Raw genomic sequence first — 26,375 nt, 5'->3', positions numbered from 1 at the left:
GATAACGTAACACTAACGGAGACATGGTAATAAAAATTTTCGACAGAATGGCATGGTTCTTACGAAAGTAATTGTTCAGGAGGTAATACCATGGACATTTTACTGGGAAATTTCTTCTCGTTCAACTCATTTCTTTATCTGACCGGACTGATTGCGGCCGCCTTTTTCTTTGCCATGGTGGGTATCCGGGAATTGAAAAGTGATCGGCATGAGGGTCTGGTTTATGTTGCCCTGGCGATTTTCTTTATCGCCGCTCATGTAATCATGCTTTTCTCGAATTTTTCTTCGAAAACAATATCGGATTTCAATTTGATGCCCGGTGCATGGGAGTGGCTGATTCTCCTTCTCGGACCGGCCCTGGTCACGCTGTATATTCTGTTCGGGCTGTTCAGTTTTGTCAAACTGCATGTCGGCGAGGCGATTTTGAAGATCGGCCTGGGAGTATCCCTGATCGGTATCCTCTATTTCGCCGGGCTGGAGTGGCCCCAGGAAGTACGGGCCATGCTGGTGATTATCTTCGGAATTACCTGGTTTGGCATTGAACTACGGACGGTCGGGGAATTGGAATAGCCGAAACTCAATGTTATAATTCAACCGGGGAATCGGCAACCGGTTGATTTTCCAGTTTACCCTGACCCTTGATTTTTATCATTTCGAATAGAAACCGCCGAAAGGGCGCATTGCGGCATTCCTGCCGGCATTCGTTGAGGTCTTCCAGATTAACGCAGTGGCCCTCGCAGCAATCCGTTCGCGCCAGACATTCGGAACCAATCGAATCAGCGACATATTCGGCGAATTCCTCGATATTGACCAGAAAGCTGGTGCCGCAACCGGGAACATCATGCTGGAAAAAGTAATAAGTAATAGGCGAGTCGATATCATGGAAAGCCATCCCGATCGGCCTGATGGACGGATCCCTGACAATTTTATCGATTGACAGGGCGGCGTGGCAATATGGACAAAGTTTGACTTTTTTGTTCATTGGCCCCTCTGTTTCCGTTTTATTTCATTATCCCCAATTATTACCCGGGATACAGCAGGACATATTGCGCCCCGAACAGCATCTTTTCCGAATACTTCGGAAAGTAGCTATTAATACTGTATCGGCATTTGGCCCGGGTCAGATCATCTATCTGTTTAATGTTGGTACAGGAATATTTAAAAAAAGGTTGCATAAACGACGTAAACGCCTATATTATATTAAATTATCACTATTTACATCTTTGCATATCTTGCCTGACGGGAGGTAATCATGATCTGGAGAAAACTGGCTTTTCTGGCTATAACGCTTTTTTTGATTGCCGGGAACAGCATGGTGTCGGCAGAGGATATTTATATCCAGGCAAAAATTTTTATTGATTCAAAGGAGGATATTCAGGAGCTCCGCCTGATGCATCTTGATGTTGTCTGGCAGGGGAAAGATTTCATTGAGGTAATTACCGATAAAGAAGAAATTTCCGAATTAAAAACAAAAGGCTTTCGGGTTGAAATCGTCCACGAGGATGTGGTCGAATTTTACCGTTCGCGGATTCCCGAGAAAGCCATTTCCCAGTTTTACAGCCTTTCACAGATCGAAGCCGAGCAGATGTTCATGAATTATGTCTACCCTGATCTGATAACTCCCAAGATCAGTATCGGGCAAACCCTTGAAGGGCGCGATGTTTACGCCGTTAAGATATCCGACAATGCTTCGGTCGATGAAGAGGAGCCGGAAATACTCTTCACGAGCGCCATTCATTGCCGGGAAGGTATCACCCCCCTGGTGTTAATCGAATTCATGTGGAACCTGCTGGAAAATTACGGGACCGATCCCGAGGCCACCTATCTGATCGACAACCGCGAGATGTGGTTCGTGCTGGTGGTCAACCCCGACGGTTATTATTACAACGATATGAACAGCCCCGGCGGCGGCGGGATGTGGCGCAAGAACCGCCGCGACAACGGTGACGGGACTTATGGTGTGGACCTGAACCGCAATTACGGTTACATGTGGGGGTACGATGATATCGGTTCCTCGCCGGATCCGGGCGATGAAACCTACCGCGGCCCCGGTCCTTTCTCGGAACTGGAAACCCAGGCCATGCGCGATTTTATTATTGCCCACAATTTTGTCATCACGCTCTATTTCCATTCCTATTCCAACCTGATACTCTGGCCATACAGCTATGAGGTGGGTATTTACTCGCCCGATGAGTATATTTTTTCGGCCCTGGGTCGGACCGTCAATTCCATTAACGGCTACCGTCCCGGACCGGGCTGGACCCTGTACCCCACCAATGGCGACAGCGATGACTGGGGTTATGGCGAACAGACCCTGAAAGATAAGAATTATGCGATCACGATTGAAGTCGGGGGGTACGATGACGGCTTCTGGCCGGAAACCTCGCGAATAAACCCGCTGATCCAGGAAAATGTTCCGGTGTGCTATTACCTGGCGAAGCTGGCCGGGAATATTTATTCGGCCCTGCCGCCGGATGCGCCGGTGATCTCGGCGCCCGATTCGGTCGAGAGCGGACAGCCGGTAGTCCTGACGTGGACGCATGAAGATACACTCAATCCGGCCGTTAAATACCAGTTGATGGAAAAACAGCAACCAACCGTTGCCACCGATTACGCCGATGATTTCGATGACTGGGACAACCACGGCTTTGTTCTCGATACGTACGATCACTCCTCGCCGACCAGTTTCCATTCTGGCGAACCAAGCTATGCCGAGCGGTATATCACGACACTCGAACCGTACCATGTCCAGCCCAACGATACGCTTAAATTCTGGACTTATTACTCCATGTCAGAAGGCTGGGACTATGCTTATGTGCAGGTATCCACCGACGGATTGTATTTTACCAATATCGAGGGTAATATTACCACCAACCAGCCCGACTGGTGGGATCACAACCTGGGTAACGGAATCACCGGCTGGTCCGACTGGACCCAGGGCCTGTTCGACCTGTCTGATTATGCCGGCCAGGATATTTATATCCGGTTCTATTACCAGGATCACAGCCTGGTCTATGCCTGGGAGGGATTCTGGATCGACGATATCTACCCGGTCAAAGGATTCTCCGTTACTTCCTTTGATTCCGATACCCTGACCGATACCACCATAACCCTGACGGATCGGTATGATTGGGAGTACTATTACAAAATCCGGGCCATGGATGCCGACAGCGAGTGGGGTCCGTGGTCGGATTACAAGAAGGTCGTGGTCGGCGAACCGCAGATTGAAATTTGCGGCGATGCCGACGGAAACGGAGTTATAAATGTCGGTGACATCGCTTATCTTGTAAACTATATGTTCAATGGCGGAAATCCTCCGTCAAGTTTGTACCAGGGTGATGCCGATGGATGCGGCTCGATCAATATGGCTGATGTCGTCTATATGATGGATTTTTATTATTACGGCGGGCAGGCACCCTGCCAGTATACCGGAGAGTGTATCCATGAAACCGCGGGGAATAATGTCAGCCTGGGATGCCCGGTCACGGTGCAGACGTCTGAAACCGAACAGGTGGTCGATATCCCGGTATATTTCACCAATGAATCCACCGTGAAAGCCATAACTCTTGGTTTTGCTTATAACTCCGATGATGTTGAGATAAATTTGATCGACACGGTCGGATCGGTTGTCGGCGATCCCAGTATGATTATCAGAAGATACTTTCCGTCTCAGAACCGGGTTATGCTTGGTTTTTATTCCGTTTCGTTAACCATTCCCCCGCAGGAAGACGGGTTACTGGCCACTCTCAAACTCACTATTCCGGGCGGAACCCCTGTCCAGGATATTGATATCAGCGCTGTCATGATCGAACCGGGAGGAGAATTTATCTTTGCTCCACAGGGCGGCGGGATTATCTATCCCGATTTTGTCGATTGCGGAACGGCTGAAGTTTCGATTGTCGATTATGTCTGCGGCGATGCCAACGGCAGCGGGGCGGTCAATATTCTGGATGCCACCTACCTGATCAACTACTTGTATAAAAGCGGTCCGGCACCGGTTCCACCGGAAGCCGGAGATGCGAACGGTAATGGTGCGACTAATATTCTCGATGCCACTTATCTGATCAGTTACCTGTACAAGAGCGGTCCGGCGCCGATTTGCCCATAGTCTTTCTTTTAAATCATGTTAGGACAGCTCACTCGGGCTGTCCTTTTTTTATTTGATTTTTCGCTTTAATTACCTGTTCAACGGGTCATAGATTTCCTTTGACATTCACCGGCGGAATCGGCTAATTCCATATCTGATGCCTAATACGACACCCCGAAGATTCACTGCTTTGGCCCAGATCGGGCTATTTTATGCGGCCGCGATCTGGGGCGCCACTTTTTATATCGTCAAAGCGGCTCTGGATGATATCGATCCGGTCATTATGGTGGGTTACCGGTTTCTGATGGCCGGGACAGTCCTTCTGATTTTTCTGGCCTTCGGGAAAAGGCCGCTTTTCACCGGCCTGAAACGGTCATTTCTTCTGGCAGTGCTTTTATATCTGCTCTATATCCCACAGACTATGGGGCTGAAATACACCACCGCCTCCAATTCCGGTTTTATCACCGGGCTATTTGTCGCCTTTGTCCCGATTTTTCTTCTGACCATCTTTAAAAGCCGGCCGTCGCGAACCGATATCATCGCCTCAGTCGTTTCGCTGGGCGGGCTCTGGATTCTGACCGGCGGCCTGCGCGATATTAATCCGGGCGATATGTTGACCCTGATCACCGCTATGACCTATGCTTTGCATCTGCTCTACTCGGATAAATATATGAAAGCCGGGATCGATCCCTATGTAATCAGTTGCCAGCAATTTATTATGGTCGGTCTGATGAGTCTGGCGACCGGACTGATTTTTGATTTGCCGTTCGGAGTCGGCTCCGGGGCGGCCCTGCGGACGGTTATTTTTCTGGCCCTGCTACCGACCCTCTCGGCCTTTGTAATCCAGATGGTGGCCCAGAAAATTATCTCGCCGGTCCGGGTGTCACTGATTTTTGCCTTCGAACCGGTTTTCGCCGCCCTGTTTGCCTGGACTCTGGGCGGGGAAACGATTATTACCCACCGGGCGGCCGGGGGACTGCTGATTTTTATCGCCCTGATAATATCCGCTTTACCGCCCACCCGACGGGCCAGAGATATTTCCCGGACCGGAGCCTGATAGACGCGAATTCAAAATACCAACAACCCCGAAAATCCTTGCGCAAGGCCGATTTTATTCGGTATTTAATATTGAAGAAATCCGATTGCCTTAAAAATTAGTATGCCGGTTATATCCGATCCCGGTTGAAACGGAGATTGATGGCCGATAATAATGATCCTGAAAAAATCGCCGAGCGCATAAAATCCCTGATTGGATGGGCTACTCCGCCTCAAATTGTCATCCTGACCGACACCTCGGACTGGATGAGAATCGAACGCGGCCATATCCTCCGCCTCGGGGACCGGGATTTTCTGGTCAATGGTCATCAGTACGAGAAACGATTCGGGATCAGTGATCAACCGAAATACTGGGTTTTCAATGTCTTTGATCTCGAATCGGGTGAGCGTAAAATCGTTAAGACGGTTTTCCACGAGGATTTCCATGTGCATATCGGGGTATTCAAAATTCACTGTTTCCGGTCGCCGGAAAAAGAAGCCCGGGTGCTCGATATTGTCCACGGTGATAATCGTTTCATGCAGGGCACGACCATCATGGATGATAAAAACAATCATGTCAGGGTGATTGATTTCATTCGCGGCCGGACTTTTTTCCAGCAGATTTTCGAAATCGAGAAAAGCCATGAGCGGTATTTCCACGAGGATCTGCCGGATATTCTCCGTAATCTGGCCGATAGCTTTGAGGCCATCAGATTTCTCCACCGGAACAAAACCTGTCACGGGGATATCCGTAACGATCATATTATTATTGAGGCCGACACCGGGCGTTACCGCTGGATTGATTTCGATCTCAACCAGAATGTTTCCGATTTTGATATCTGGAGCCTGGGCAATATCGTCAACTACGCGGTCGGCAAGGGTATAACAACCTTCAAGGCGGCTCTCCGCGACAGCCGGTTTCCGGAGGAAATCCGGGAAAGCCTTGCTCCGGATGACGCCTCGGGTTTTTTTGAATACCGTTTGATGAATCTCGGCAAACTGTATCCGTATATTCCCGAGAAGCTGAACGATATCCTGCTCCATTTCACCATTCGGCCGAAGCAGTTTTATACCAATCTCGACCAATTCCTGGATGACTATTATGAAATGCTTGACTCCGGAATACAATAGTCTTAGATATACAGCAGGAGGGTTTTCGATTTTAATTCCCGGCCCAAGGCGTGGGTATCCGACATGAGAACAATAGTCATCGGCGGCGGTAAAGGCGCCAAAGCAATTATCGAACTGGCGCGGGGAGGTTTTCTCCGCGAACTGACCCTTGAAATACTGGCGGTAATCGATTTGGATATGAATGCCCCGGGGATGGTTTATGCTCGTCAGATCGGGCTTGAAACCAGCACCGATATGCATCGGGCCCTGTCGGAAATTCCCAATATCGAATTGATTATCGAATTGACCGGGAGCGATTCCGTTCTGGAGATGATTTATAGGAGTATGCCGCCCGGGGCGGGATTGATCGACCATACTTTCGCCAGGATTTTCTGGGACCTGGTCAACGCCCAGGAGGACCAGCGCCGCCAGCTCCGCGAAATCACCGACCTGGAACAAAAAATCGAAAAGGAGCGGCATTTCCTGCAGTCGGTATTCGATACCATTCCCGATCCTCTGGTGGTTCTCGACCGGGACAAGCTGACCATCAAGATTAACGCCAGCCTTGGCGAGTTTTCGGGATATACGGCCGAACAGGCGATGGGCAAAACGTGCGATGAGCTTCTGGCCAACACCGCTCTATCGGCCAAATGTATCGAGACCATCTCTCTTCTGGATGATGTCATCGAGACCGGCAAGCCGCACACCATGGTCTGGCGGACCGATCCCCCCAATGAATCGTACTGGGAGGTGACCCGAACCCCGATTACCGATACCGAGGGGAAAATTATCGCCATCCTGGGAATCTGGCACCGGATTACCGAAAAGGTCAAATTGCGCCGCGAGATCGAGAGCGCCGAACAGCGTTTCCGCTCGTTTATCGATTCGGCCCTGGACTGGATTTCGATCAAAGATATCGAGGGGCGTTATGTCATTGTTAATCCGGTCTGTGCCCGCGCGTTCAACCGCCCGGTCGAGGATTTCATCGGTAAAACCCCCGGTGAAATCCTGCCCCGCGAGATGGCCCGGGGAATCAGAGAGCATGATCAGCAGGTTCTGCAATCAGGTCGGGCGCAGATCTACGAACAGACTATCGCCATCGACGGCCGCGACCGGTATTTCCAGACCACGCGCTTTCCGCTGACCGATTATAAGGGGAGTATCACCGGGACCTGTACTATCGACCGGGATATCACCTCGGAAAAGGAACTGCGCGATCAACTGGTGCAGAGTACCAAGCTGGCCGCGGTTGGAAAACTGGCCGCCGGGGTGGCTCACGAGATCAACAATCCTCTGACCGGGGTGCTGGCCTATGCCGAGGATATGCTGGAGGATTTCCCCGATGATGACCCGCATCGCGACGATCTGAAAGTAATTATCCGCGAGACCCTGCGATGCCGCGATATTGTCCGTAACCTCCTCAATTTCGCCCGGCAGGAAGAACCCAAGCTGGAGACTTTAAGCCCCAACGAGGTGGTCGAGCGGGCGCTGTCCCTGGTGCAGAAACTGCCCCAGTTCCGCAACATTGCCATCGAAAAAAATTCCGGCGATGATCTTCCGACCATCCAGGGCGATCCCGGCCAGCTTCAACAGGTGATTTTGAACCTGATGCTCAATGCCGCCGAGGCCATGAAAGAAAAAGGAAAAATTATTATCACTACCGCCTATGACCGGAGACAGGATAAATGCATCATTTCGGTCGAGGATACCGGTCCGGGAATCCCGGAAAACCTGATCGACAAAGTTTTCGAGCCGTTTTTCTCGACCAAGGGCACCAACGGCCTTGGGCTGGCGGTCAGCTGGGGTATTGTCGAACGGCACCGGGGAACGATTGAGATAGATATGGCCGACGGCGGCGGGGCGATTTTCCGTATTTTCCTGCCCGGCTTTATCAGGCAGAATAATTCTAATTCGGGAGAATGAATTGTCCGAGGAAAAAACCATGGAACGTAAGATAAACACCCTGGTGGTGGATGATGAACAGATCGTTCTGGACAGCATCCGCAAACTGCTTAAGCGGGATAATTATGAGGTTTTCACGGCCCTGTCAGTGGCGGCCGCCCTGGAACAACTCAAGGAGCATAAAATCGATGTTATCCTGACCGATTTAATGATGCCGGAAATCGACGGGCTGGAATTCATGGAAATGGTGCGTAAGGATCACCCTTATCTCCCGGTGGTCATGATAACCGGTTATGCCACGATCAATACCGCTCTCCAGGCCACCCAGCTGGGGGCATTCGATTATATCGCCAAGCCTTTTTCCAAAAAAGAACTTCTGGGAGTTCTCCAGCGGGCCGCCAAACTGGTTCTGGCCGCCGATTCCCCTGACGGGGGAAACGGCAATGGTAAAATCAATGGCGGGCCGGTCGACCGGATCAAAACCATCGGGGATCATTCCTGGATGATGCTTCTGGAGGATGGGATTGTCCTCCTGGGAGTCGAGGGTGCCTTTATCCAGATGATCGGCAAAATCCAGACCATTTACCTGCCCTCACCGGGCGATGAACTCCGCCAGGGAGGCTCCTACCTTCAGATTTTCTCGGCCGACATGCGCTCTCATTCGATTCTTTCTCCCCTTTCAGGAACCGTTGTCGAGGTCAATCAAAAAGTTCTCGACGATCCCGTTTCGGCCCTCCAGGATCCCTATGACGAGGGCTGGCTGATCCGTCTCAAACCATCGCGATTCGAGCAGGAAATCAAACTGCTGGGTTTGTAGATTCTTGTTTCCGGGCCGTTTCCGTTCCGTTTGCCACTGGATTTATTTCAAGCCGGTCCTTATATTATGGCCCGAAAAAAGACAACTGCTTAATGCTGAGGAATACATCAATGAAAAGAATCCTGATCACCGGGGCCATCGGACAGATCGGCTCGGAACTGACGGTTGAACTGAGAAAACATTACGGACGGGACAATGTCATCGCCACCGATATCCGCATGCCCACCACCACCACTCTTCGCGATACCGGCCCGTTCGAATTTCTGGACTGCCTCGACCCGCACCATATCACCAGGGTCATGCAGATATACAATGTCGATACCATTTATCACCTGGCGGCCATTCTCTCGGCGGTCGGTGAGGCCAAACCGAACCAGGCCTGGCTGGTCAATGTCAACGGACTGTACAACATGCTTGAAGCCGCCCGTCAATACCACTGTGCTCTGTTCGTTCCCAGTTCGATCGGCGCCTTCGGCCCGGAAACTCCCAAAGACGGGACTCCCCAGGTGACGATTCAGCGGCCCCGGACGATGTACGGTGTGACCAAGGTGACCGGAGAACTGCTCTGCGATTATTACCATCAAAAATTCGATCTCGATACCCGCGGCCTCCGTTTTCCGGGTTTGATTTCGTATGAAACCGAACCCGGCGGCGGCACCACCGATTATGCCGTGGAGATATATATCGAAGCTCTCAAACACCATAAGTACACCTGCTACCTGAACCGGGACACCCGGCTGGATATGATGTATATGCCGGATGCCATCAAGGGAATGATAGACCTGATGGAGGCTGACCCGTCAAAACTGAAAAACCGTAACTCCTTCAATGTGACGGCGATGAATTTCACCCCGGAACTTATCGCCGCCGAAATAAAGAAACATATTCCCGATTTCGAAATAGACTTCAATGTCGATCCGGTCCGCCAGTCGATTGCCGATTCCTGGCCGAATTTCCTCGATGATTCCGCCGCCCGCGCAGAATGGGGCTGGAAACCGACCTTTGATCTGGCCATGATGACCAGAGATATGCTGGACAAGCTGTCGGAACGGCTGGAAAAACCGCAAGGTCAAACTTCCCGGTAAGAGGATGGCAGGGTTATGAAAACCATCCGCCTGATGTCATGGAATGTCAACGGCCTCCGGGCTGTCCACCGAAAGAAAGCCCTGGACTGGTTCCTTGACGAAAAACCGGATATCCTCTGTCTTCAGGAAACCAAGGCCGCCGCCAACCAGATTCCCGATGAATTGAAAAATATCGACGGTTATCATACGTACTTCGTTTCGGCCGAGAAAAAGGGTTACAGCGGGGTGGCACTCTATTCCCGGAGGGAACCGAAAAAATTGTCTTCCGGTTTTGGAATCGAGAAGTTCGACAACGAGGGGCGGATCATTATCGCCGAGTACGACAAATTTATCCTGTTCAATATTTATTATCCCAACGGCAAGCAGTCGAAAGAGCGTCTGCACTATAAAATGGAATTCTATGATACTTTCCTCGAGATTGCCGACCGGATGAAAAACGGCGGGAAAAATCTCGTTATCTGCGGCGATGTCAATACCGCCCACAAGGAGATCGACCTGGCCCGCCCGAAAGAGAACGAAAAAGTCTCCGGTTTTCTGCCCGAGGAGCGGGCTTGGATGGATAAATTTGTCGAGCATGGTTATCATGATACTTTCCGGATGTTCAACCGGGAACCGGAGCAGTACACCTGGTGGGATATGATTACCCGGGCCCGGGAACGAAATGTGGGCTGGAGAATAGATTATTTCTTTGTCAGCGACAGTCTGAAAAAGAAAGTGCGGAAGGCTTTTATCCGTCCGGAAATCATGGGTTCGGACCATTGCCCGATCGGAATCGATCTGTCCCTGTAACGGATTCTATCGGAACAACCCGGCGATCAGTTTGTCCACGCCGAGCAACATAACCGCCGAGACGATTATCACGCCTATCAGCAGCCAGCGTACGAAACCGGCCCCCTTCTCGACCGCCAGCCGGGCCGCCACCCAGGCCCCGAGCATATTCCCGACCGCCAGAATAAGCCCGATTTCCCAGCGGACCTGGTTATTGAAAATGAAAACCAGCAACGCGAAAACAGTAAAACAGAGGATAATCAGATTTTTGATGGCGTTGGCTTTGACCAGATCATATCCCGCCGCCAGCACCAGTCCGGCCAGCAGGAATATTCCCACCCCGGCCTGAATGAAACCGCCGTACACTCCGATTCCGAAAAAAGTTAAAATCAATATCAGACCCGGCCGCCGGTCGGTTATTTCCGGTCTGCCCACCAGCCATCGTTTCGGTTTAACCAGGATCACCACCAGCATGACCACCATGAGAACGCCGATCGTTTGGCGCATCAACTGCTCGTCGAGATTGACCGCGATCTGAGCCCCGACCACCGCACCGAAAATGGCCGGAATCGCCAGAAGGCCGCCCCGCCTCGGGTCGAGACGTTTTTCGCGGCGGAATTTCTCGACCGCCACCATCGTCTGAAGCAGGATTGCCACCCGGTTGGTACCGTTGGCGACATTGGCCGGAAGTCCCAGAAAAATCAACAGCGGCAGAGTCACCAGTGAGCCGCTTCCGGCCAGGGTATTTATAAAACCGCAAACAAAGCCGGCCAGAACTACCAGCGGATAAATATACCAATCCAATCTACTATTATCCCCCGATCTGTTTCACGATGGAGAGCAAGCTACATTATGCCCGGTTTTTCGACAAGTTGTTTTTGAGTTTCCGAACCGAATAATATCCGGTCCGCAAAGGAATTAATCAGGCGCGGAGGGTATCGATTATTTTCAGCCGGGCCGCCCGGACGGCCGGAAGGAAACCGCCGATGATACCCATCAGAAGTGAAAAAACCAAGGCCGAGATGGCTATGGCCCAGGACATTTCGAAATTAAAAGCGATTTCCGAAAAAGTATCCCAGTTGGTGGTTGAGATTCTGAAAAATCCGAGGAAATAAGCCGCCAGAACCCCAAGCGCCCCGCCCGATAATGCGATCAGCATCGATTCGGTCAAAAACGAAGTCAGAATACTGAATCGGCTGAATCCGAGAGCCCGAAGGGTGCCGATCTCCTTGACCCGGTTGGCCACCGCGGCATACATGGTAATCATGGCTCCGATTATCGCCCCGAGACTGAAGACAATACTGATAACACTACCGGCAATGGAAATGAAAGTGGTGGTATAGCGCGACTGCGCCTCATAGTACTCCTTTTCCTGCTTGATCTCGAGTGTCAGCCGACGATCATCTTCTATTTTTTGCTTGAAAGCGGCGAACCCTGAGGTGTCGGCCAAGCGAAATGTCACCGAGGAATAGACCGGGCGCCGGAAGGCATCGGTAGCCTGGTTGATTTCGCACCGCAATTCCGAATCGAATCCGGTTCCGCCGGCATCGAAAATTCCCACCACCGTCCACTGGCGGGCGCCGAAGCGAACCTGCTCGCCAAGCCCGCACCCGATAAACCGTTTGGCCGCCTCGCTCCCGGCAATAATCTCCGAACCGGGATCATTCCACATCCGGCCTTCCACCATCTTTATCATCGGCCGCAGTTTCATCGAATTGGGCGTCACTCCTCGAACCACCACCTGAGCCTCATCACCGTTGGAGCGGGATTTGAGACCGATCAGAACATAAATTTCATTGGTCAGGAAAGGGGCATCGTTTTCGTCGCGGGCGATCTCCGGGGAGGTGGCCAAAATTCGGGCCTGTTCATAGTCAACAATAGACATCACCTCGGTCTGCGAGGATTTCCGGATGGCAATCACATTGCCGTCCGTCCCGGTGGCCACCAGGGTAGCTTTCAGTCCATGGGAAAGCATCAGGGAACCGGAGAAGACAAAGACCACCAGGCTGATACCGAGGATTGTCAAAGCCGAGGTCACCTTATGCTGCAGAATATTCCGAAATGTATAACCGGCCGGTATCATAGCATAACTCCTCAATCGACCACGCGCAGTCCATCGACAATGCTGATTCGCAGGGCTCTCTGGACGGGAAAGATGGAAGCGATAATCCCGACCAGAATTGCCACCACCAGACAGGTCATGTACACCAGCAGGCTGGCCTCGAAACCCGGGAAGTACTGACTTAAAGCCACCCGAACCCCATTGCTAACCAGGTACAAAAGACCCATCCCGGTTATTCCTCCCGCGGCGGCGATTATCAATGATTCGCCCAGAATCAACCCGGTCAGGTGATATCCCCGGAATCCCAGCGTCCTCATGAAGGCGTTTTCCGAAACACGCTCCCGGGCCGTCATAGCCATGGTATTGATCATCACCAGCAGAATCACCCCGATAATGAGGTACGAAATAATTCTCAGGCCAACTATGATAGCACCCGCCATCGAGATAAAACTCAACTGAAACTGCTTTTCGGTTTCGGTTTTGGTCTCCGCCCAGGAATTATCGAACCGCCGGTCGATGGCCGAGGCGATTTCGGCCGCCCGGCTGGGATCGTCGATCTTGAGAGCATACCAACCCACTTCCCCGACCCTTCCGGGGGATTCCTGTTTCATCACTTCATCCACATAATCGAAACGGAAAAGAAACATCGTTTCATCGGTATCGACATCCCGGCCGGTGTAAATCCCGGTGATGATAAATTCCCAGTTGCCGGGATAGATAGTCCCGATCAGGTTGATTTTGTCGCCGATTTTCCAGCCGAAGCGGTCGGCAACTTTTCGCCCGACGACGGCTCCCCGCTTTTCTCGTACCAAAGCCTCCAGTTGATCCCTGGCCAATATAAATTCAGGGAAAATCCGGAAAAAGGATTCCGGTTCGACGCCCATCTGGGGGAAGAAATTGGAGGGATCGATATATATCCCGCCAAACCAGATAGCATAAGTGACATCTTCCACCCCGTCGATACTCAAAATTTGATCTTTATATGCAATCGGCAGGTCGAATACAATAGACACGGCATGCCGTGTAACCAGGCGATCGGGTTGGGCCGCCCGCGCCCCGGCATACCAGGCATCGATAAAAGTCCGGATTAATCCAAAAGCCATCACGGCCAGGGCGATTCCCAGGATGGTCAGGAAGGCCCTCAGTTTGCGCCGGGCCGCATTTTTGAAAATCAGTTTAAAGACTTTCACCGTTGAGAATCCCTTTATCGAGCTGACGTATTATTTCGGCTTTATCGGCCGCCCGCGGATCATGAGTGACCATAATGATAGTTTTGTTGAATTCCTTGTTAAGCCGGGTCATCAGGGTCATAATTTCCTCGGCCGATTGCTTGTCCAGGTCACCGGTCGGCTCATCGGCCAGAATTAGGGATGGATCGGAGACAATGGCCCTGGCGATAGCCACCCGTTGTTCCTGACCGCCGGATAGCTGGCGCGGATAATGCTTCATTCGGTCGGCCAGACCGACGATCGACAGGGCGGTTTCGACATGCTGGCGCCGTTCTTTTTTACTCAGGTGGGTGAGAAGAAGAGGCAGTTCCACATTCTCGAAAGCCGTCAAAACCGGGAGCAGGTTATAAAACTGAAAAACAAACCCGATATGCCGGGCGCGCCATTTGGCCAGTTGACTGTCGCTCAAACGGCTGGTATCCTCACCGGCCACCATCAGTTTTCCCGAAGTCGGTTGATCTATTCCGGCCAGCAGGTTGAGCAGAGTGGTTTTTCCCGAACCGGACGGCCCCATCAGGGCCAGAAATTGTCCGATCTCGACCTCAAGATTGATATTGTGAAGAACCGGTATTTCAATCGAATCGCGATAGTACGATTTATAAAGATTACTAACCTGAACAATTTTTTCCGCCATAACTCATACCTGATTTTATCAAATTGACATTTCGACTTTGTCGCCGGTTTCCATTCCTCCCGGCGGCTCCAGGATCACCTTCTGTCCCTTTTCCAGACCGGAGATAATCTCGGTCTCACTGCCCAGCCGCCGCCCGATTTCCACCACGATCATTTGTGCCCGGTTATCGACAATCCCGAAAACCACCGTTTTACCTTCGCGGGTGGTCAATGCCTCATGCGGAACAACCAGGGCCGGTTCGATTTTTTCCGCCGGTTGATCGACAATCGGCAGGAAATTGACCCGGGCCGACATCTCCGGCAAAACCCGGTCATCTTTTTCCTCAAATGCGATTTTGGTTAAAACAGTTGCACGGGTTCTATCCGCGGTGGGGACGATTTTTTTAACATGGCCGGGATATTTATGATCGGGGTAGGCATCGAGAATAATTTCGCAAGGCTGGCCGACTTTCACTTTCTGGATATTTGCCTCGGAAACATCGGCTTCCACCTCCAGTGACGACATATCGGCCATCGTTACTACCGCCCCCCGCGATGATACGGTGGCCGCCAGCGGAGCCACCATCTCCCCGACATCGGCGTTCTTGGTCAGCACCGTCCCATCGAACGGAGCCCGGATGACAGTATTTTCCAGCGCCACTTCGGCCCCCCGGACCCCGGCCTCGGCCCCTTCAACCGATGCCACGGCCCTGGTGTAAGCCGCCTCGGCCTCTTCCACAACTTCCTCAGTGGTATAATTATCTTTAAGCAGACGGCGGTATCTTGTCAGACTCTGCCAGGCCAGAACCGAGTCGGCCCGGACCTGTTTCAATTGGGCTCGCGCCAGGTCGAGTTCGGCCATAATATCATCATTTTCAAGTTCACCCAGGATGGTATTGGCCCGGACACTGTCGCCCTCCTCGACATTGAGAACTCTCAACCGTCCGGTACCTTTCGAGGCCACCGCCGCCTTGACCTGAGCCACCACATAGCCGGTTGCCACCAGCTCCGCCGCGGCCTCGCTTCCGGTAATCACCCGCGCTGTGGCGGTCCGTACTTTCACCGATGGCGCCACTCGATTCAAAGTGGCCCGGTAGCCAAAATAGATAACTATCGGTAGCAACAGCCAGAGCAGATGAAGCCATCTTTTTTTCCGGCCCGGGGCCGATTTTCGATTACGATCTATTTTCAGGGCCGAAAGATCAGCCTTTCCGGCATTTGATTCATCCATAATATTTTACACTTCCTGGCGAGGCGGTCAGCTTGACCGGATCAGGCATAATAATAAGAAATCAATATCGGGACCATCACATTCATATAAATAAAATCCCTGACCCGGAATTTGGGCCAATTTATAGCATCGGAATCCCAAAGGCAAGCCGTTTTTCCGCCCCGCCGGCATTATTAATTGATTTCTAACAGGTAGTTCGAATACCATACCATTTGATCGGATGCCGGAAGGCAGAAAATAAAGACGCCGCCGTTGACGGCGGCGCTAAACCGAGAGCCGAGCTTAAGCGCGAAGAGCCCCTCGGTTCACCGATTTTGATACCCTTCAATCAAGCCTATTTACACATCGGCTCCGGGCCGCCCCGGTAGATATAATTGACCAACAGAGTAACATCGAGGATGTTAATCTGGCCCGAACAATTACAGTCGCCAACCTGATTTTCGGGCAATACTTCTGTATCATCACCGTAAATAAACCGGATCATGTCGGTGACATTGAGGATATTGGGCGCTTCCTCACCGAAATTGTCATCAGCTGTCATGGCCCCGTTAACCGCCCCCAGGGCATCGACACAACCGAAACCATAATGAATTTCGTTCCCCTCTATATAACCCCAATCCAGATACCGGTTGGCACTCAGGCGAAGAACTTTGGATACTTTTTTGGAATTAAAATCGGGTTTAACCTGCCGAACCAGGGCGGCTGTCCCGCTGACCATGGCGGCTGAGAAAGATGTCCCGCTCCAGGTACCCCATTCGTATTCGCCGGCCAGGGAACTGTAAATATTAACCCCGGGAGCACAAACATCGAGATAATAACCGAAATTGGAAAAATCGGCAATATAATCGGCTGTATCGATGGCCGAAACCGCAATAACACCGCTGTAGCCGGAAGGATAGGTAACCATTTCCAGGCCGTCATTGCCGGAAGCCGCCGCCATTACGGGACCGCCGCGCAGAACCTCCTGGATGACCGTGCCCATGACCAGGTTCGATTCATTCATGCTGAAACTCATATTAATAACATCGGCACCATGCTCCAGTGCGTAATAAATAGCCTTGGCGGCAGTGAAGGAATTGCCGTAGCCGTCGGCATCGAAAGCCCGGATCGGTAAAATCTGACAATCCGGGGCGATTCGCTTGATTATTCCCGCCACGAATGTCCCGTGGCCGAAAACCTCGCCGGGCACTTCCGAAGGATCATCATCGGCATCGACAAAATCATAACCGGGTCCGGCCAGTGAATTGACAAAAAGCGGATGATCGGCCCTGATACCATTATCGATCACCGCGACCACCACCCCGGCACCGGTGGAAAACGTGTTGGCCGTATCGGAATTGATATCATACACCAGGGCCGTATCGTAGTATTGTATCGGGCTGATTCCCATAGTGAAAACCGGGCGATTTTCATCGGGAAATGATTGGCTGATCTGCTCGACTTCCGGTAACGTCCAGATAAAATTGGGCTGGGCATGTAGAACCCCGTTTTCAGGGCGAAGTCTGTTGACGGCGGAATCAACCGGAATCGTGCCGGGGAATGTCACCAGGTAGGTGTTGCTCTGATTGATGGAATCGATCGGCATACCGTTGATGTCACCTATGACGGAATTAATATTGACATTCCCACGGACTCGGACAATTGCCTGATCCGCCATTCTGTCAAGTGCCCACAACTCCGGTTGCGACACCAGCAGTATAGATATTATCGATAAAAAGACCGCTAAAACACGCCGAATGTTTTTAAATCGTATCATATGCCCATCCTGATCTATATTCCCAATAACACAAATGAACTCCAGAAAGCCGGATTATCGGTGACGTCGATCATCGACCTGACCGTTTTCCAGTACGCCTCATGTATATTTTCTTTCTCGGCCAGTGCCTGATAAAATCGTATCATAAACAGCATGCTGACCTTATCGGCCACCGGCCATAATGTCGCCAGGACGAATCTTCCCCCCGCCTGATAAAAGGCTTTGGCGAGACTGAAAGAATTACCGTAATATAATCCGGGAGCGGCCGTTTGGCAACCGGAAAGCGTTACCAGCTTTGCTCTTATACCTGTTTCGAAGAGATCAAAGGGATAAAATGGGCCGTCACCCATTAAAATCCGGGAAAACAGGGGGTTTTCCGATGATCGTGAGGCATGGGCGGCAATATGCAGAAAACCATCGGCCCGCCCAATTTCTTTCAACAGCGACTGACGGTCAGCGGCCTGGTCATAATATACTTTCGATTGACCGAAAATATCTTTTATCCGGCGGGCCTCGATTTCAATCGAAGGCAGTAAATCACCCGAAATGGCGAAAATGGCATTGTTTTTCCATTCGCTCAGTCCGGCCAGTTCGGTTCTGTCCCGAAGATCATCGGGATTGACCGCGTAACTGAGACGGAAATCTTCCATCAGATAATGATTGTTTTCATCCTTGAGGGCATTGAAGGGAATCTGGCCGAAACTGCCGTCGGCCATGATTATTATTCTGTCGCCGGTAAGATGGGATCGGATCGGTTTGAAAACCAGCCGATAAATCTCCTTAAGATAGGTTTCGGCCGCCAATCCCGCTTCATCAATATATTTATATCCCGAAACCACCGATTCAAAGACAAAATGTAATCGCCTGAGAAGCGATTCCAGCACATCATGATTCAATTCCAGCTGAGCAAATTCCGTTTTATTGCGGTTGACACAAAAGACCCCGGTAATTGCCCCGGTGGTGATGAAATTGACGATGGTTTCATCCGGGCGCAGTAATCCGATAATATCGTCGTTCGCCCCTAAGCCGTTGTCTTTCTTGATCCGGTCGGGATAGAGGCAAGCTCGAATCTTGCGCTCGTTGGCCCAGAGTTCCTGTTCCAGCGCAAAATATCGGGCATAGCTGTAAGCCTGTCGCTGGCTGTCCCGGGGCGACTGGTTCATCTTTTTCAGCGCCGCCCGAAGTTCATCGCGCCGGTTTACCAGTTCCTGAGGAACCTCTTTTTCCAGATGTCGTTCGGAGGCGGCCTTGCGGTTGATAATTTCCAGGGCCTTAAGATTGGAGATGAAGGAATCCTGTATGCGTCCCAGTTTTAAAAGGCAATCGACCACCATTTTGTAGCTGTAATATTTATCGATTACGAAAAAATAGCTAATTTCATCGGGATAGAGACCTTCCAGCATTTTTTCGACAATCCATACCGCTTCACGGAACTTATCCAGAGCCACATCATATTCCCGGAGATTGTAATAGCACTGCCCGATAACACAGTGCAAGTTGTACAACTGGTAGCTGACCAGTTTTTCATCGGTAAAGGTCCCGGCCAGTTTCAAGGCGCCCCGGATATCACCCTTCTGCATCATAGCCTCGATTTTTATTATCTCGGCATCGATCCGCCGCCGTTCATTGCCGCTTCGCACAAATCTTTCGATAGCCCGGTCAGTCTCCCTGAGAGTGTCCGCAAACCGCCTCCGGGCGATCATCAGACGGCTCTTGGTAATATGAATCATACCCAGCCAGTGATTGTTGTCTTCCCTGACAAAAAGTGATTCGGCCGTTCGCAACCGGCGTGAAGCCAGGACATAATCTCCCAGCTTGATCCGGGCCTCGGCGGCAAAGAAACAGGCTTTGGCCTGCTCATAGCGCATTCCCAGCCGGCCGAATTCGGGAATGATTTCATCAGCGGCCATAATCGCCGACCCGTACTGGTTAAGCTGGATATCGATCTCGACCATATCAAGCCGGGCATTGGTCGCCGATTTAACATCGCCCAGGGCGTTAAACTTATTGTAAACGGCTTCAAACACCGTGGCCGCCTCGGTGTAGCGATCCTCAAGAAAATAAAGATAAGCCAGGGAGTACTCCGCCTGGGTTTCGGCGATCTCCATCCCGGACCGGCGATACAGCTCGGCCGCCGATCGGTACAACTCCTCGGCTTTCCGAAGTTGATTGAGATTGGTGTAAACATTGGCCCGGTTGTATTGCACAATCGCCCGCGAAACACTATCCTCCTCACCGAATATTTCCAGAGCCCGGTTGTAATGGGAAAGAGCCTGATGATTATTATCCATCCGATGATAGACATTACCGATATTATTAAGAATCTGCCCGGCGTCGGTCTGAAACCGGTTTCTGCGGAAGAAATTCAGCGAATCTCGGCCGATATTAAGCGCCTCCCGGTATCGCCCCAGATACATGTAAACATCCATCAACCCCTTGCCCAGCCGGGCCACCGCTTCGGTATTCCTCCTCCGCCGGAATTCCCTCAAGGCCATACGATAATACCGTAAGGCCGATCCATATTGACCGGTCCAATGGTGAAATCGGCCCTGGATGGCAAAAAGACGCGGTTTCAGGTTGGGCGGCAAATACCTGAAAATCCTTTTTACAGCTTCCAGATAACGGGCCGATTTTTTCAGATCGGTCCGGATCAGACGGTTGATACCCCGATCCAAGTCGTGCAAAAAATCGAGAACATTGTCATCGTAGCGGTCGGAAATAAACGCCTCGACCGCGGATCGACTATTGAGATCCTGTATGTGTGACAAGTCAATCATAATTACAGGTTCAAATCGATCTGCCCGATAACCTCGCCGCCGCGAGATATTTCCAGGGTGTAATCAAGAGATGGCACCCGGGCGAATCGAAATAGGCGAAACGGGTCGGTCTCGACGGTGTAAACGGTTTTTCCCCGGCGAAGAGTGATTTTGTCAGGCTCCTGATCGGATCCTGAAAGCCGCCCGATTATTTCAAAAGAATCTGATGAAACCGGATACAAAGTCAATTCCAGCTCGTAATTTTCAAAAGCGTACCTCAATTTCCGGGTATCAATTGCGGCTGGCCGGACCCCCTCCGGCAGAGGGACAAAACCGGAATCGAAAATGGCAATACCTTTATTCGGGCGACCTGTCCGGCGAGCCTCCAGGATATCATCGAACATCCTGCCCGACATGTCAATAGCCGACCGGTAAAGCTGGTCCCGGTCAGTCCTTGAACCTTCTTCCTGAAGGCTTTTTGCGATATTATAAAGATCACGTAACTCTCCGTCGGCGGCCAGTTCGGACTCGATTTTTACTTTCCGGTTGCCCGACAACCCGCCCCGGGCAAGTTCCAGCAGGAGTTCAAGTTTGTTTGGGTCGTTTTTCATTCCTACCCTCCTCCATACATGATAGAGAGACAAATTTTCATAAAAAATACCTAAAAAATCGCTCGTTTTTCTTCAGCAGGCGATACAGTTTTTTAAAGCAACGCTCGCGCGATGGCCCGATCGACGAGACTGGTATGCCCAGTTGCCGGGCAATTTCCTCATAGGTGGGATTGCTCCGGTTAAAAAACAACGCCCGAATTAGCTGATAATCTCGTCTGGGAAGACGGGCCAGGGCTTTTAATAATATCTCGCTTCTCTCCCGCACGGCGTAAACTTCCTCGGGTGTTTCCGCCGACAAATCGCCGGTTTCCAACTTGATGGCCTCTTCCACCCGCTCCAGTATCCTGGATTTCTTTTGATGAGCATAGACAACCCGACGGGTTATGGTTGTTACGTAAGACAGCAATTTGGCCGGCGTCTGTAATCTATCCAGATTTTTCCAGAGTAAAAACGACACCTGACCATAAATATCAAAACTGTCCTCGCGCGATAATTTCATCCTGCGGCATATTGAAAAAACCAGCGGGGTGATGCGCTCCACCAGTTCGGTCCAGGCATTCCTGTCATCGGCCAGACACCGGCCTACCAGCGATGAAAGATAATTACTATCGTTTTTGTCCACGTCTTCAATTTATCGATAATTTTCGATAACGCTACCCCCTTCATATACAAAATCCTTTATACAGGGGTGGAACATCCGCCATGAAATCCGGGATAGGTCCGATCTCACCATGGTTTCGAATACAGAGAAATTATCTATCTGCGCCCGCCTTCCATCGGAATAAATAAAACAGGAGATGAACCTGGCGGCCCAGCTCCTGCAACTAACCACATAAAAGAGAGGCTTTTATTAAGCAGTTGTGCTTATTAAAACTTGATTGTCGTATATTCTGCCTTTCTTATATGGATTGAGAGATCAAAAGATCGAAAAAATACATAAAATTTGCCAAAAGCCGCGTTTTTTTATCCTCCGGACTTCGCTGTTACAGTATCCAGTTCCGGCGGAATAAGGAGATGGGACTTATGGGTCAGGTCCTTTTCTATTTCAGCAACCCATATTCCAATTTGCGGGTAATCCAATTACAGGATACCGGGCACTTATATTGTGATAAGAAGCCTTTCAAAACAGAGGAGATATTCCCTCAAAATAATCCGGTCGGTCAAATTAATCTGTTGCGCCGAATCCACATAACCGATAGATTTCATTCGCCATATTGTTTGTATATGGAAGACAGAGACTGATTGAAAAACGGCCGGTGGATAAATATCGTTTCGGGAATTGATATCGTTGCAGGGTCAGCTTGAAACAGCGTTTATGCCGGTGACGGTCGCGAGATTTCGTAGCCCGGATCGATTGGTAATCCGCCGCCGTCCGGTTTTGCCGCGATATATGGGAAGGACGTCTCTATGCCCGGCGCCAGGCTGAGTGGTTTTGTACTTCGCGGGCCGGCTTTACGCTGGCGGATCATTATTGTTCTGCTGGTGGCGGCTTTTTTACCCCTGGCCATCGCCGCCTTCGGGGCCTGGATCGTATTCGGCAATCTCCTTGAACAAAAGGCCCTGGAACAGATGCGGACCGAGGTCCAGAGCCATGCCCGGGCGATCGAGGCCAATCTGGCCGAGCGGGTCCATCTTCTCCAGATCCTGGTGGTCTCCCGGACCAAAAAAGATATCAGTGATCCTGTTCGATTACGACTCTATCTCGAGGAGTTGAATCATTCCAGCGGCGAAAGCTTTGTCGACCTGGGTGTCATTGATGAGAAGGGGCGGCATCTGGCCTATGTCGGGCCTTATGATTTGCAGGACCGCAACTACCTCGAGACCGATTGGTTTAAAGAAGTTATGTCCCGGGGTGTTTATATCAGCGATGTTTTCCTCGGATTCCGCCGAGTTCCCCATTGTATTATCGCCGTAAAAGCCGAGGATTCCGGGCGGCCATGGATACTTCGGGCGACCATCAACAGCGACCAGTTCGATGCCCTGGTGACCAGCGGTGATCTGGGGGATAACAGCGATGCCTACCTGGTCAACCGCCAGGGGCTCTATCAGACCCGGCCCCGGGTAGGGGCTTTGCTGGAAAAAGCCCCGATCGACAGTCTCACCTTTCATCGCGGTGTCCGCGACAGCCGGGTGATGGTGGCCGATTCGGTTAAAATCCGGGTAACTACGTGGATCAATGACGACCGCTGGATGCTGGTGGTCGAACGCGGGCTGGCGGCGGTTCAGGCCCCGGTCAACGAGGCCATTGCCAAAGGAGCCCTGGTGGTGGCGATGGCGGTCGGACTGCTGGTAGTGACCACTTTTCTGGCCACCTGGCACTTGATCGGCCAGATCGATCGGGCCAATGCCCAGCGGGAGAAGATGACACAAGCCTTTATGCGTTCGGCCAAGCTGGCCTCGATTGGGGAACTGGCCACCGGACTGGCCCATGAAATCAACAACCCCCTGGCCATAATCAACGCCGAGCAAACCAACATCTCCGATCTGGTCGCGGAGCTGAATGAAAATCCGGCTCCGGGTGAACAAATTCTTCAGTCGGTGGAACGGGCCAAAAAACAGATTCAGCGATGTGCCAATATTACCCGCAAGATGCTTCAGTTCGGACGTCAGCGGGAAACTTCTCTGGAGCCGACCGATATTGTTCCGCGTCTCGAGGAAATCGTCAATCTTCTCCGCCGCCAGGCGGCCATCCGTAATGTGGAAATTAAAATTGAGATCGATAATGATTTACCCCCGGCCCTGGCCGATCCGGTGGAATTCGAGCAGGTTATTGTCAACCTGATCAACAATGCCCTCGATGCCATGCACGACGGCGGCGAGATTACTATCAGGGCCTTTAGCGGGGATAACCAAATTCATCTGGAAATAAAAGACACCGGCTCGGGTATCGCCCCGGAAAATCTGGAGCGCATTTTCGAGCCGTTTTTCACCACCAAACCGGTAGGCAAAGGAACCGGCCTGGGGCTTTCGGTCTGCTATGGTATCGTGCATTCCTGGGGCGGCCGCATCCGGGCCGAGAGCGCCCTGAATACAGGAACGACGATGCATATTGCTCTGCCGCCGGTCACCGATAAACGTAAGTTCAAGGACAGGTGAGGCTCAAATGAATGAATCCGGAAAAAAATTAAAACTCCTGATGGTGGATGATGAGGTGGAATTCCTGGAATCGTCATCCCGGGCTCTGGAACGGCGGGGGTTTGAGGTGGCGATTGCCCGCGACGGTGTCGCCGCCCTGGATATGATCCAATCCGAGGAGTACGATGTGGCTCTGCTTGATGTTAAAATGCCGGGTCTTGACGGAGTTGAGGTTTTTCGGCGATTTCGCAAAGAACGCCCCAATATGGCAGTCGTTATCCTGACCGGCCATGGTACCATCGCGCAGGCTTTTCAGACATCCAGAGAGGGGATCGCCGATTATGTCGCCAAACCGTGCGATATGGACGAACTGGCCGATAAACTCCGCCGGGCGGCCGCAAAGGAATCGGCCGGAGAGAAAACCGCCGGAGGGGAGAAACCCGACGAAACCCGAATCGGTCCGATCCAGGTGCTTCTGGTCGATGATGAAATTGAATTATTCGAATCGCTGAAAAACACCCTGGAGCGGCGGAAAATGCGGGTCGTGACGGCCGACAGCGGCGACAAAGCCCTTCGGATTCTCGACGAAATCCCGATTGATGTGGTCGTTCTGGATGTCAGGATGCCGGGGATGGACGGGCTGGAAGTGCTGAAACGGATAAAAAAAGAGATGCCGGCCATCGAGGTGATTCTCCTGTCGGGGCATCCTTCGGTCGATGATGCCGTCAATGGCATCAAGATGGGCGCCAGTGAATACCTCATGAAACCGACCGATGTTCAGGCGCTGATAACGGCCATTAACAAAGTTTTCAATCGCCGCCGGGAAGCCCTGGAGATCAGGCAGCAGGAATTGATCGAAGAAATCCGGCAGCGTTACCCGGATTGAGTCACGACCGGCTGCACCGCGAGACGGCGGCCAAAGGAGATGAATATGGAAAATAAAAAACCCCAAATTAAGCTGCTTTTTGTCGATGATGAGGACGATTTCCGTCAGGCCGCGGCGCGGACTCTGGGACGACGCGGTTTCATTGTGACCGAGGCGGCTGACGGCCAGGAGGCTCTGGGACGGGTCAAACAGGCCCGGCCCGATATTGTCGTTCTGGATCTCAAGATGCCCGGGATGAGCGGGATCGAAACCTTGCAGAAACTGCGCGAGTTCGAGGAAAACCTGCCGGTTCTGATTCTGACCGGGCATGGCGATTTCGATTCGGCTATGGCCGGAATCAAGCTGGAGATTGTCGATTTTCTCCAGAAACCGGTCGATATGGAACAGCTCGGCGATAAAATCCGCGTCATGCTCGACCGGGGACGAAATAAAACCCTGCGCGAAAGAACCATCTTCGAATTGATGGTGCCGCCCGCCTTTTACCCGCGAGTCTATGATGATGAACCAATGACCTCGGTTCTCGAGGAACTGCGGAAAGCTTTTTATCGGCCAGTTCCCGAGGGCGTTCGCTCCGGTCAGGTCCGTTCGGCTCTGGTCTTCAGCCGCAAAGGAGAATTCCGCGGGATTATCCGGTTCAACGATCTTCTCAAACTGCTTATCCCGCCCTCAATCAGCCATTCACCATACGCTTCCTTCTTCACCGGGATGTTTCTGGCGCAGTGCAAGGTCATCGGCCAGAGGTTTATCGGGGATCTGGTCGATGACCAGGCCATGGTGGCGGTCGATGCGTCGCTGATGGAGGCCATTCATCTGATGGATGAGCACCACCTGATCAATATCGCCGTGATGCGGGATAATGAACTGGTCGGTGTTCTCCGGGGACGGGATATCATCCTCGAGGTGGCCGATTGCCTTGGTTCCGTCTAAAATTACCCGGCCCGGTTTTGCCTGTATCCGATAAACCGGGCTGTTTTCCTGGCCGCCGTCAATGATTTCATTGCCTCCCCAAGGCCATTTATTTCGCCTGATTCCTGAACATTATTCCACCATTAAAATAGATAATTAAGAGAAAAGCGAGTGAGCGGCCGACCTCCTTGTCCGCCGCTTTCACCCCCTGGCCGTCATGACGACGACTTATTAATCTCAATCGACCGAATCGGGATACAGCTTGAGCCAAAAAATCAGAGACCGAGACAGCCGCCATTAAATTATCAGGACGACTTTGTAATCCGTTGATTTTCATATAAGTCCATTGATCGCCGCGTCCCATCCCTCTGTTGCAATAGCTATTTATTGTCCGGCAGGGTGTTTTGTCCAAAATACGCCGAAACAGGGAATTTCTGATACCATTTC

22 protein-coding genes are annotated in these 26,375 nt (G+C 51.6%); 11 read left to right on the top strand and 11 right to left on the bottom strand.

Features of this window, described 5'->3' with window-relative positions; translation table 11 throughout:
- The first annotated feature begins 90 nt into the window (after positions 1–90).
- Positions 91–570 (top strand): hypothetical protein, encoded by a 480-nt coding sequence (locus JXQ28_01910; GenBank protein MBN2276477.1) that lies wholly within the window; start codon positions 91–93, stop codon positions 568–570.
- Between the two features lie 13 nt (positions 571–583).
- Here JXQ28_01910 and JXQ28_01905 read toward each other — a convergent pair whose 3' ends face one another.
- On the bottom strand, positions 584–982 hold the full coding sequence (locus JXQ28_01905) for a hypothetical protein (GenBank protein MBN2276476.1): 399 nt from the start codon (positions 980–982) through the stop codon (positions 584–586).
- A 270-nt stretch (positions 983–1,252) separates the two neighbouring features.
- On the opposite strand from JXQ28_01905, the gene JXQ28_01900 reads away from it, so the two are divergent.
- The 7 genes from JXQ28_01900 to xth all read left to right on the top strand — a co-directional run bounded on the left by JXQ28_01900 (position 1,253) and on the right by xth (position 10,825).
- A complete protein-coding gene (locus JXQ28_01900; GenBank protein ID MBN2276475.1) occupies positions 1,253–4,108 on the top strand; it encodes an immune inhibitor A in 2,856 nt (951 codons plus the stop codon).
- 136 nt (positions 4,109–4,244) lie between these two features.
- Positions 4,245–5,144: a DMT family transporter gene (locus JXQ28_01895; GenBank protein MBN2276474.1), complete on the top strand. Its 900-nt coding sequence runs from the start codon at positions 4,245–4,247 to the stop codon at positions 5,142–5,144.
- A 140-nt stretch (positions 5,145–5,284) separates the two neighbouring features.
- On the top strand, positions 5,285–6,253 hold the full coding sequence (locus JXQ28_01890; GenBank protein MBN2276473.1) for a hypothetical protein: 969 nt from the start codon (positions 5,285–5,287) through the stop codon (positions 6,251–6,253).
- Positions 6,254–6,316: 63 nt separating this feature from the next.
- The gene (locus tag JXQ28_01885; GenBank protein MBN2276472.1) at positions 6,317–8,155 is read left to right on the top strand and encodes a PAS domain-containing protein; all 1,839 of its coding nucleotides are present in this window, start codon (positions 6,317–6,319) and stop codon (positions 8,153–8,155) included.
- A gap of 19 nt (positions 8,156–8,174) precedes the next feature.
- Entirely contained in the window at positions 8,175–8,951 is a 777-nt protein-coding gene (locus tag JXQ28_01880) for a response regulator (GenBank protein ID MBN2276471.1), read from the top strand.
- A 110-nt stretch (positions 8,952–9,061) separates the two neighbouring features.
- On the top strand, positions 9,062–10,036 hold the full coding sequence (locus tag JXQ28_01875) for an L-threonine 3-dehydrogenase (protein ID MBN2276470.1): 975 nt from the start codon (positions 9,062–9,064) through the stop codon (positions 10,034–10,036).
- Between the two features lie 15 nt (positions 10,037–10,051).
- Positions 10,052–10,825, top strand: coding sequence for an exodeoxyribonuclease III (gene xth / locus JXQ28_01870; protein MBN2276469.1), 774 nt, complete (start codon positions 10,052–10,054; stop codon positions 10,823–10,825).
- A 6-nt stretch (positions 10,826–10,831) separates the two neighbouring features.
- Here xth and JXQ28_01865 read toward each other — a convergent pair whose 3' ends face one another.
- The 9 genes from JXQ28_01865 to JXQ28_01825 all read right to left on the bottom strand — a co-directional run bounded on the left by JXQ28_01865 (position 10,832) and on the right by JXQ28_01825 (position 21,683).
- The gene (locus tag JXQ28_01865; protein MBN2276468.1) at positions 10,832–11,608 is read right to left on the bottom strand and encodes a sulfite exporter TauE/SafE family protein; all 777 of its coding nucleotides are present in this window, start codon (positions 11,606–11,608) and stop codon (positions 10,832–10,834) included.
- A gap of 118 nt (positions 11,609–11,726) precedes the next feature.
- Entirely contained in the window at positions 11,727–12,887 is a 1,161-nt protein-coding gene (locus JXQ28_01860) for an ABC transporter permease (GenBank protein MBN2276467.1), read from the bottom strand.
- Positions 12,888–12,898: 11 nt separating this feature from the next.
- Positions 12,899–14,056 carry an ABC transporter permease gene (locus tag JXQ28_01855; GenBank protein ID MBN2276466.1) on the bottom strand — a complete coding sequence of 386 codons (1,158 nt, stop codon included), beginning with the start codon at positions 14,054–14,056 and terminating at the stop codon, positions 12,899–12,901.
- Positions 14,043–14,729: an ABC transporter ATP-binding protein gene (locus JXQ28_01850; GenBank protein ID MBN2276465.1), complete on the bottom strand. Its 687-nt coding sequence runs from the start codon at positions 14,727–14,729 to the stop codon at positions 14,043–14,045. Before JXQ28_01850 ends, JXQ28_01855 begins: the two co-directional genes overlap by 14 nt.
- An 18-nt stretch (positions 14,730–14,747) precedes the next feature.
- On the bottom strand, positions 14,748–15,938 hold the full coding sequence (locus JXQ28_01845; GenBank protein MBN2276464.1) for an efflux RND transporter periplasmic adaptor subunit: 1,191 nt from the start codon (positions 15,936–15,938) through the stop codon (positions 14,748–14,750).
- 334 nt (positions 15,939–16,272) lie between these two features.
- Entirely contained in the window at positions 16,273–17,694 is a 1,422-nt protein-coding gene (locus JXQ28_01840; protein ID MBN2276463.1) for a S8 family serine peptidase, read from the bottom strand.
- Positions 17,695–17,708: 14 nt separating this feature from the next.
- On the bottom strand, positions 17,709–20,471 hold the full coding sequence (locus JXQ28_01835; protein MBN2276462.1) for a CHAT domain-containing protein: 2,763 nt from the start codon (positions 20,469–20,471) through the stop codon (positions 17,709–17,711).
- Between the two features lie 2 nt (positions 20,472–20,473).
- Entirely contained in the window at positions 20,474–21,061 is a 588-nt protein-coding gene (locus JXQ28_01830; protein MBN2276461.1) for a hypothetical protein, read from the bottom strand.
- Between the two features lie 37 nt (positions 21,062–21,098).
- Positions 21,099–21,683, bottom strand: coding sequence for a sigma-70 family RNA polymerase sigma factor (locus tag JXQ28_01825; GenBank protein MBN2276460.1), 585 nt, complete (start codon positions 21,681–21,683; stop codon positions 21,099–21,101).
- 785 nt (positions 21,684–22,468) lie between these two features.
- Between JXQ28_01825 and JXQ28_01820 the strand changes: the two genes are divergently transcribed.
- Genes JXQ28_01820 through JXQ28_01810 form a run of 3 tightly spaced genes read left to right on the top strand, consistent with a single transcriptional unit; the run spans position 22,469 to position 25,949 of the window.
- Positions 22,469–24,157: a hypothetical protein gene (locus JXQ28_01820; protein MBN2276459.1), complete on the top strand. Its 1,689-nt coding sequence runs from the start codon at positions 22,469–22,471 to the stop codon at positions 24,155–24,157.
- A 7-nt stretch (positions 24,158–24,164) separates the two neighbouring features.
- Entirely contained in the window at positions 24,165–25,022 is an 858-nt protein-coding gene (locus JXQ28_01815) for a response regulator (GenBank protein MBN2276458.1), read from the top strand.
- A gap of 45 nt (positions 25,023–25,067) precedes the next feature.
- On the top strand, positions 25,068–25,949 hold the full coding sequence (locus JXQ28_01810; protein ID MBN2276457.1) for a response regulator: 882 nt from the start codon (positions 25,068–25,070) through the stop codon (positions 25,947–25,949).
- Between the two features lie 88 nt (positions 25,950–26,037).
- Here JXQ28_01810 and JXQ28_01805 read toward each other — a convergent pair whose 3' ends face one another.
- Entirely contained in the window at positions 26,038–26,265 is a 228-nt protein-coding gene (locus tag JXQ28_01805) for a hypothetical protein (protein ID MBN2276456.1), read from the bottom strand.
- Between the last annotated feature and the right edge of the window lie 110 nt (positions 26,266–26,375).

The sequence above is a fragment of the Candidatus Zixiibacteriota bacterium genome (genome assembly GCA_016933955.1).
Taxonomy (GTDB): Bacteria; Zixibacteria; MSB-5A5; order GN15; family PGXB01; genus JAFGTT01.
The sequence above is the reverse complement of the archived record's forward strand: the minus strand, read 5'-3'. Positions and strand labels throughout refer to the sequence as shown.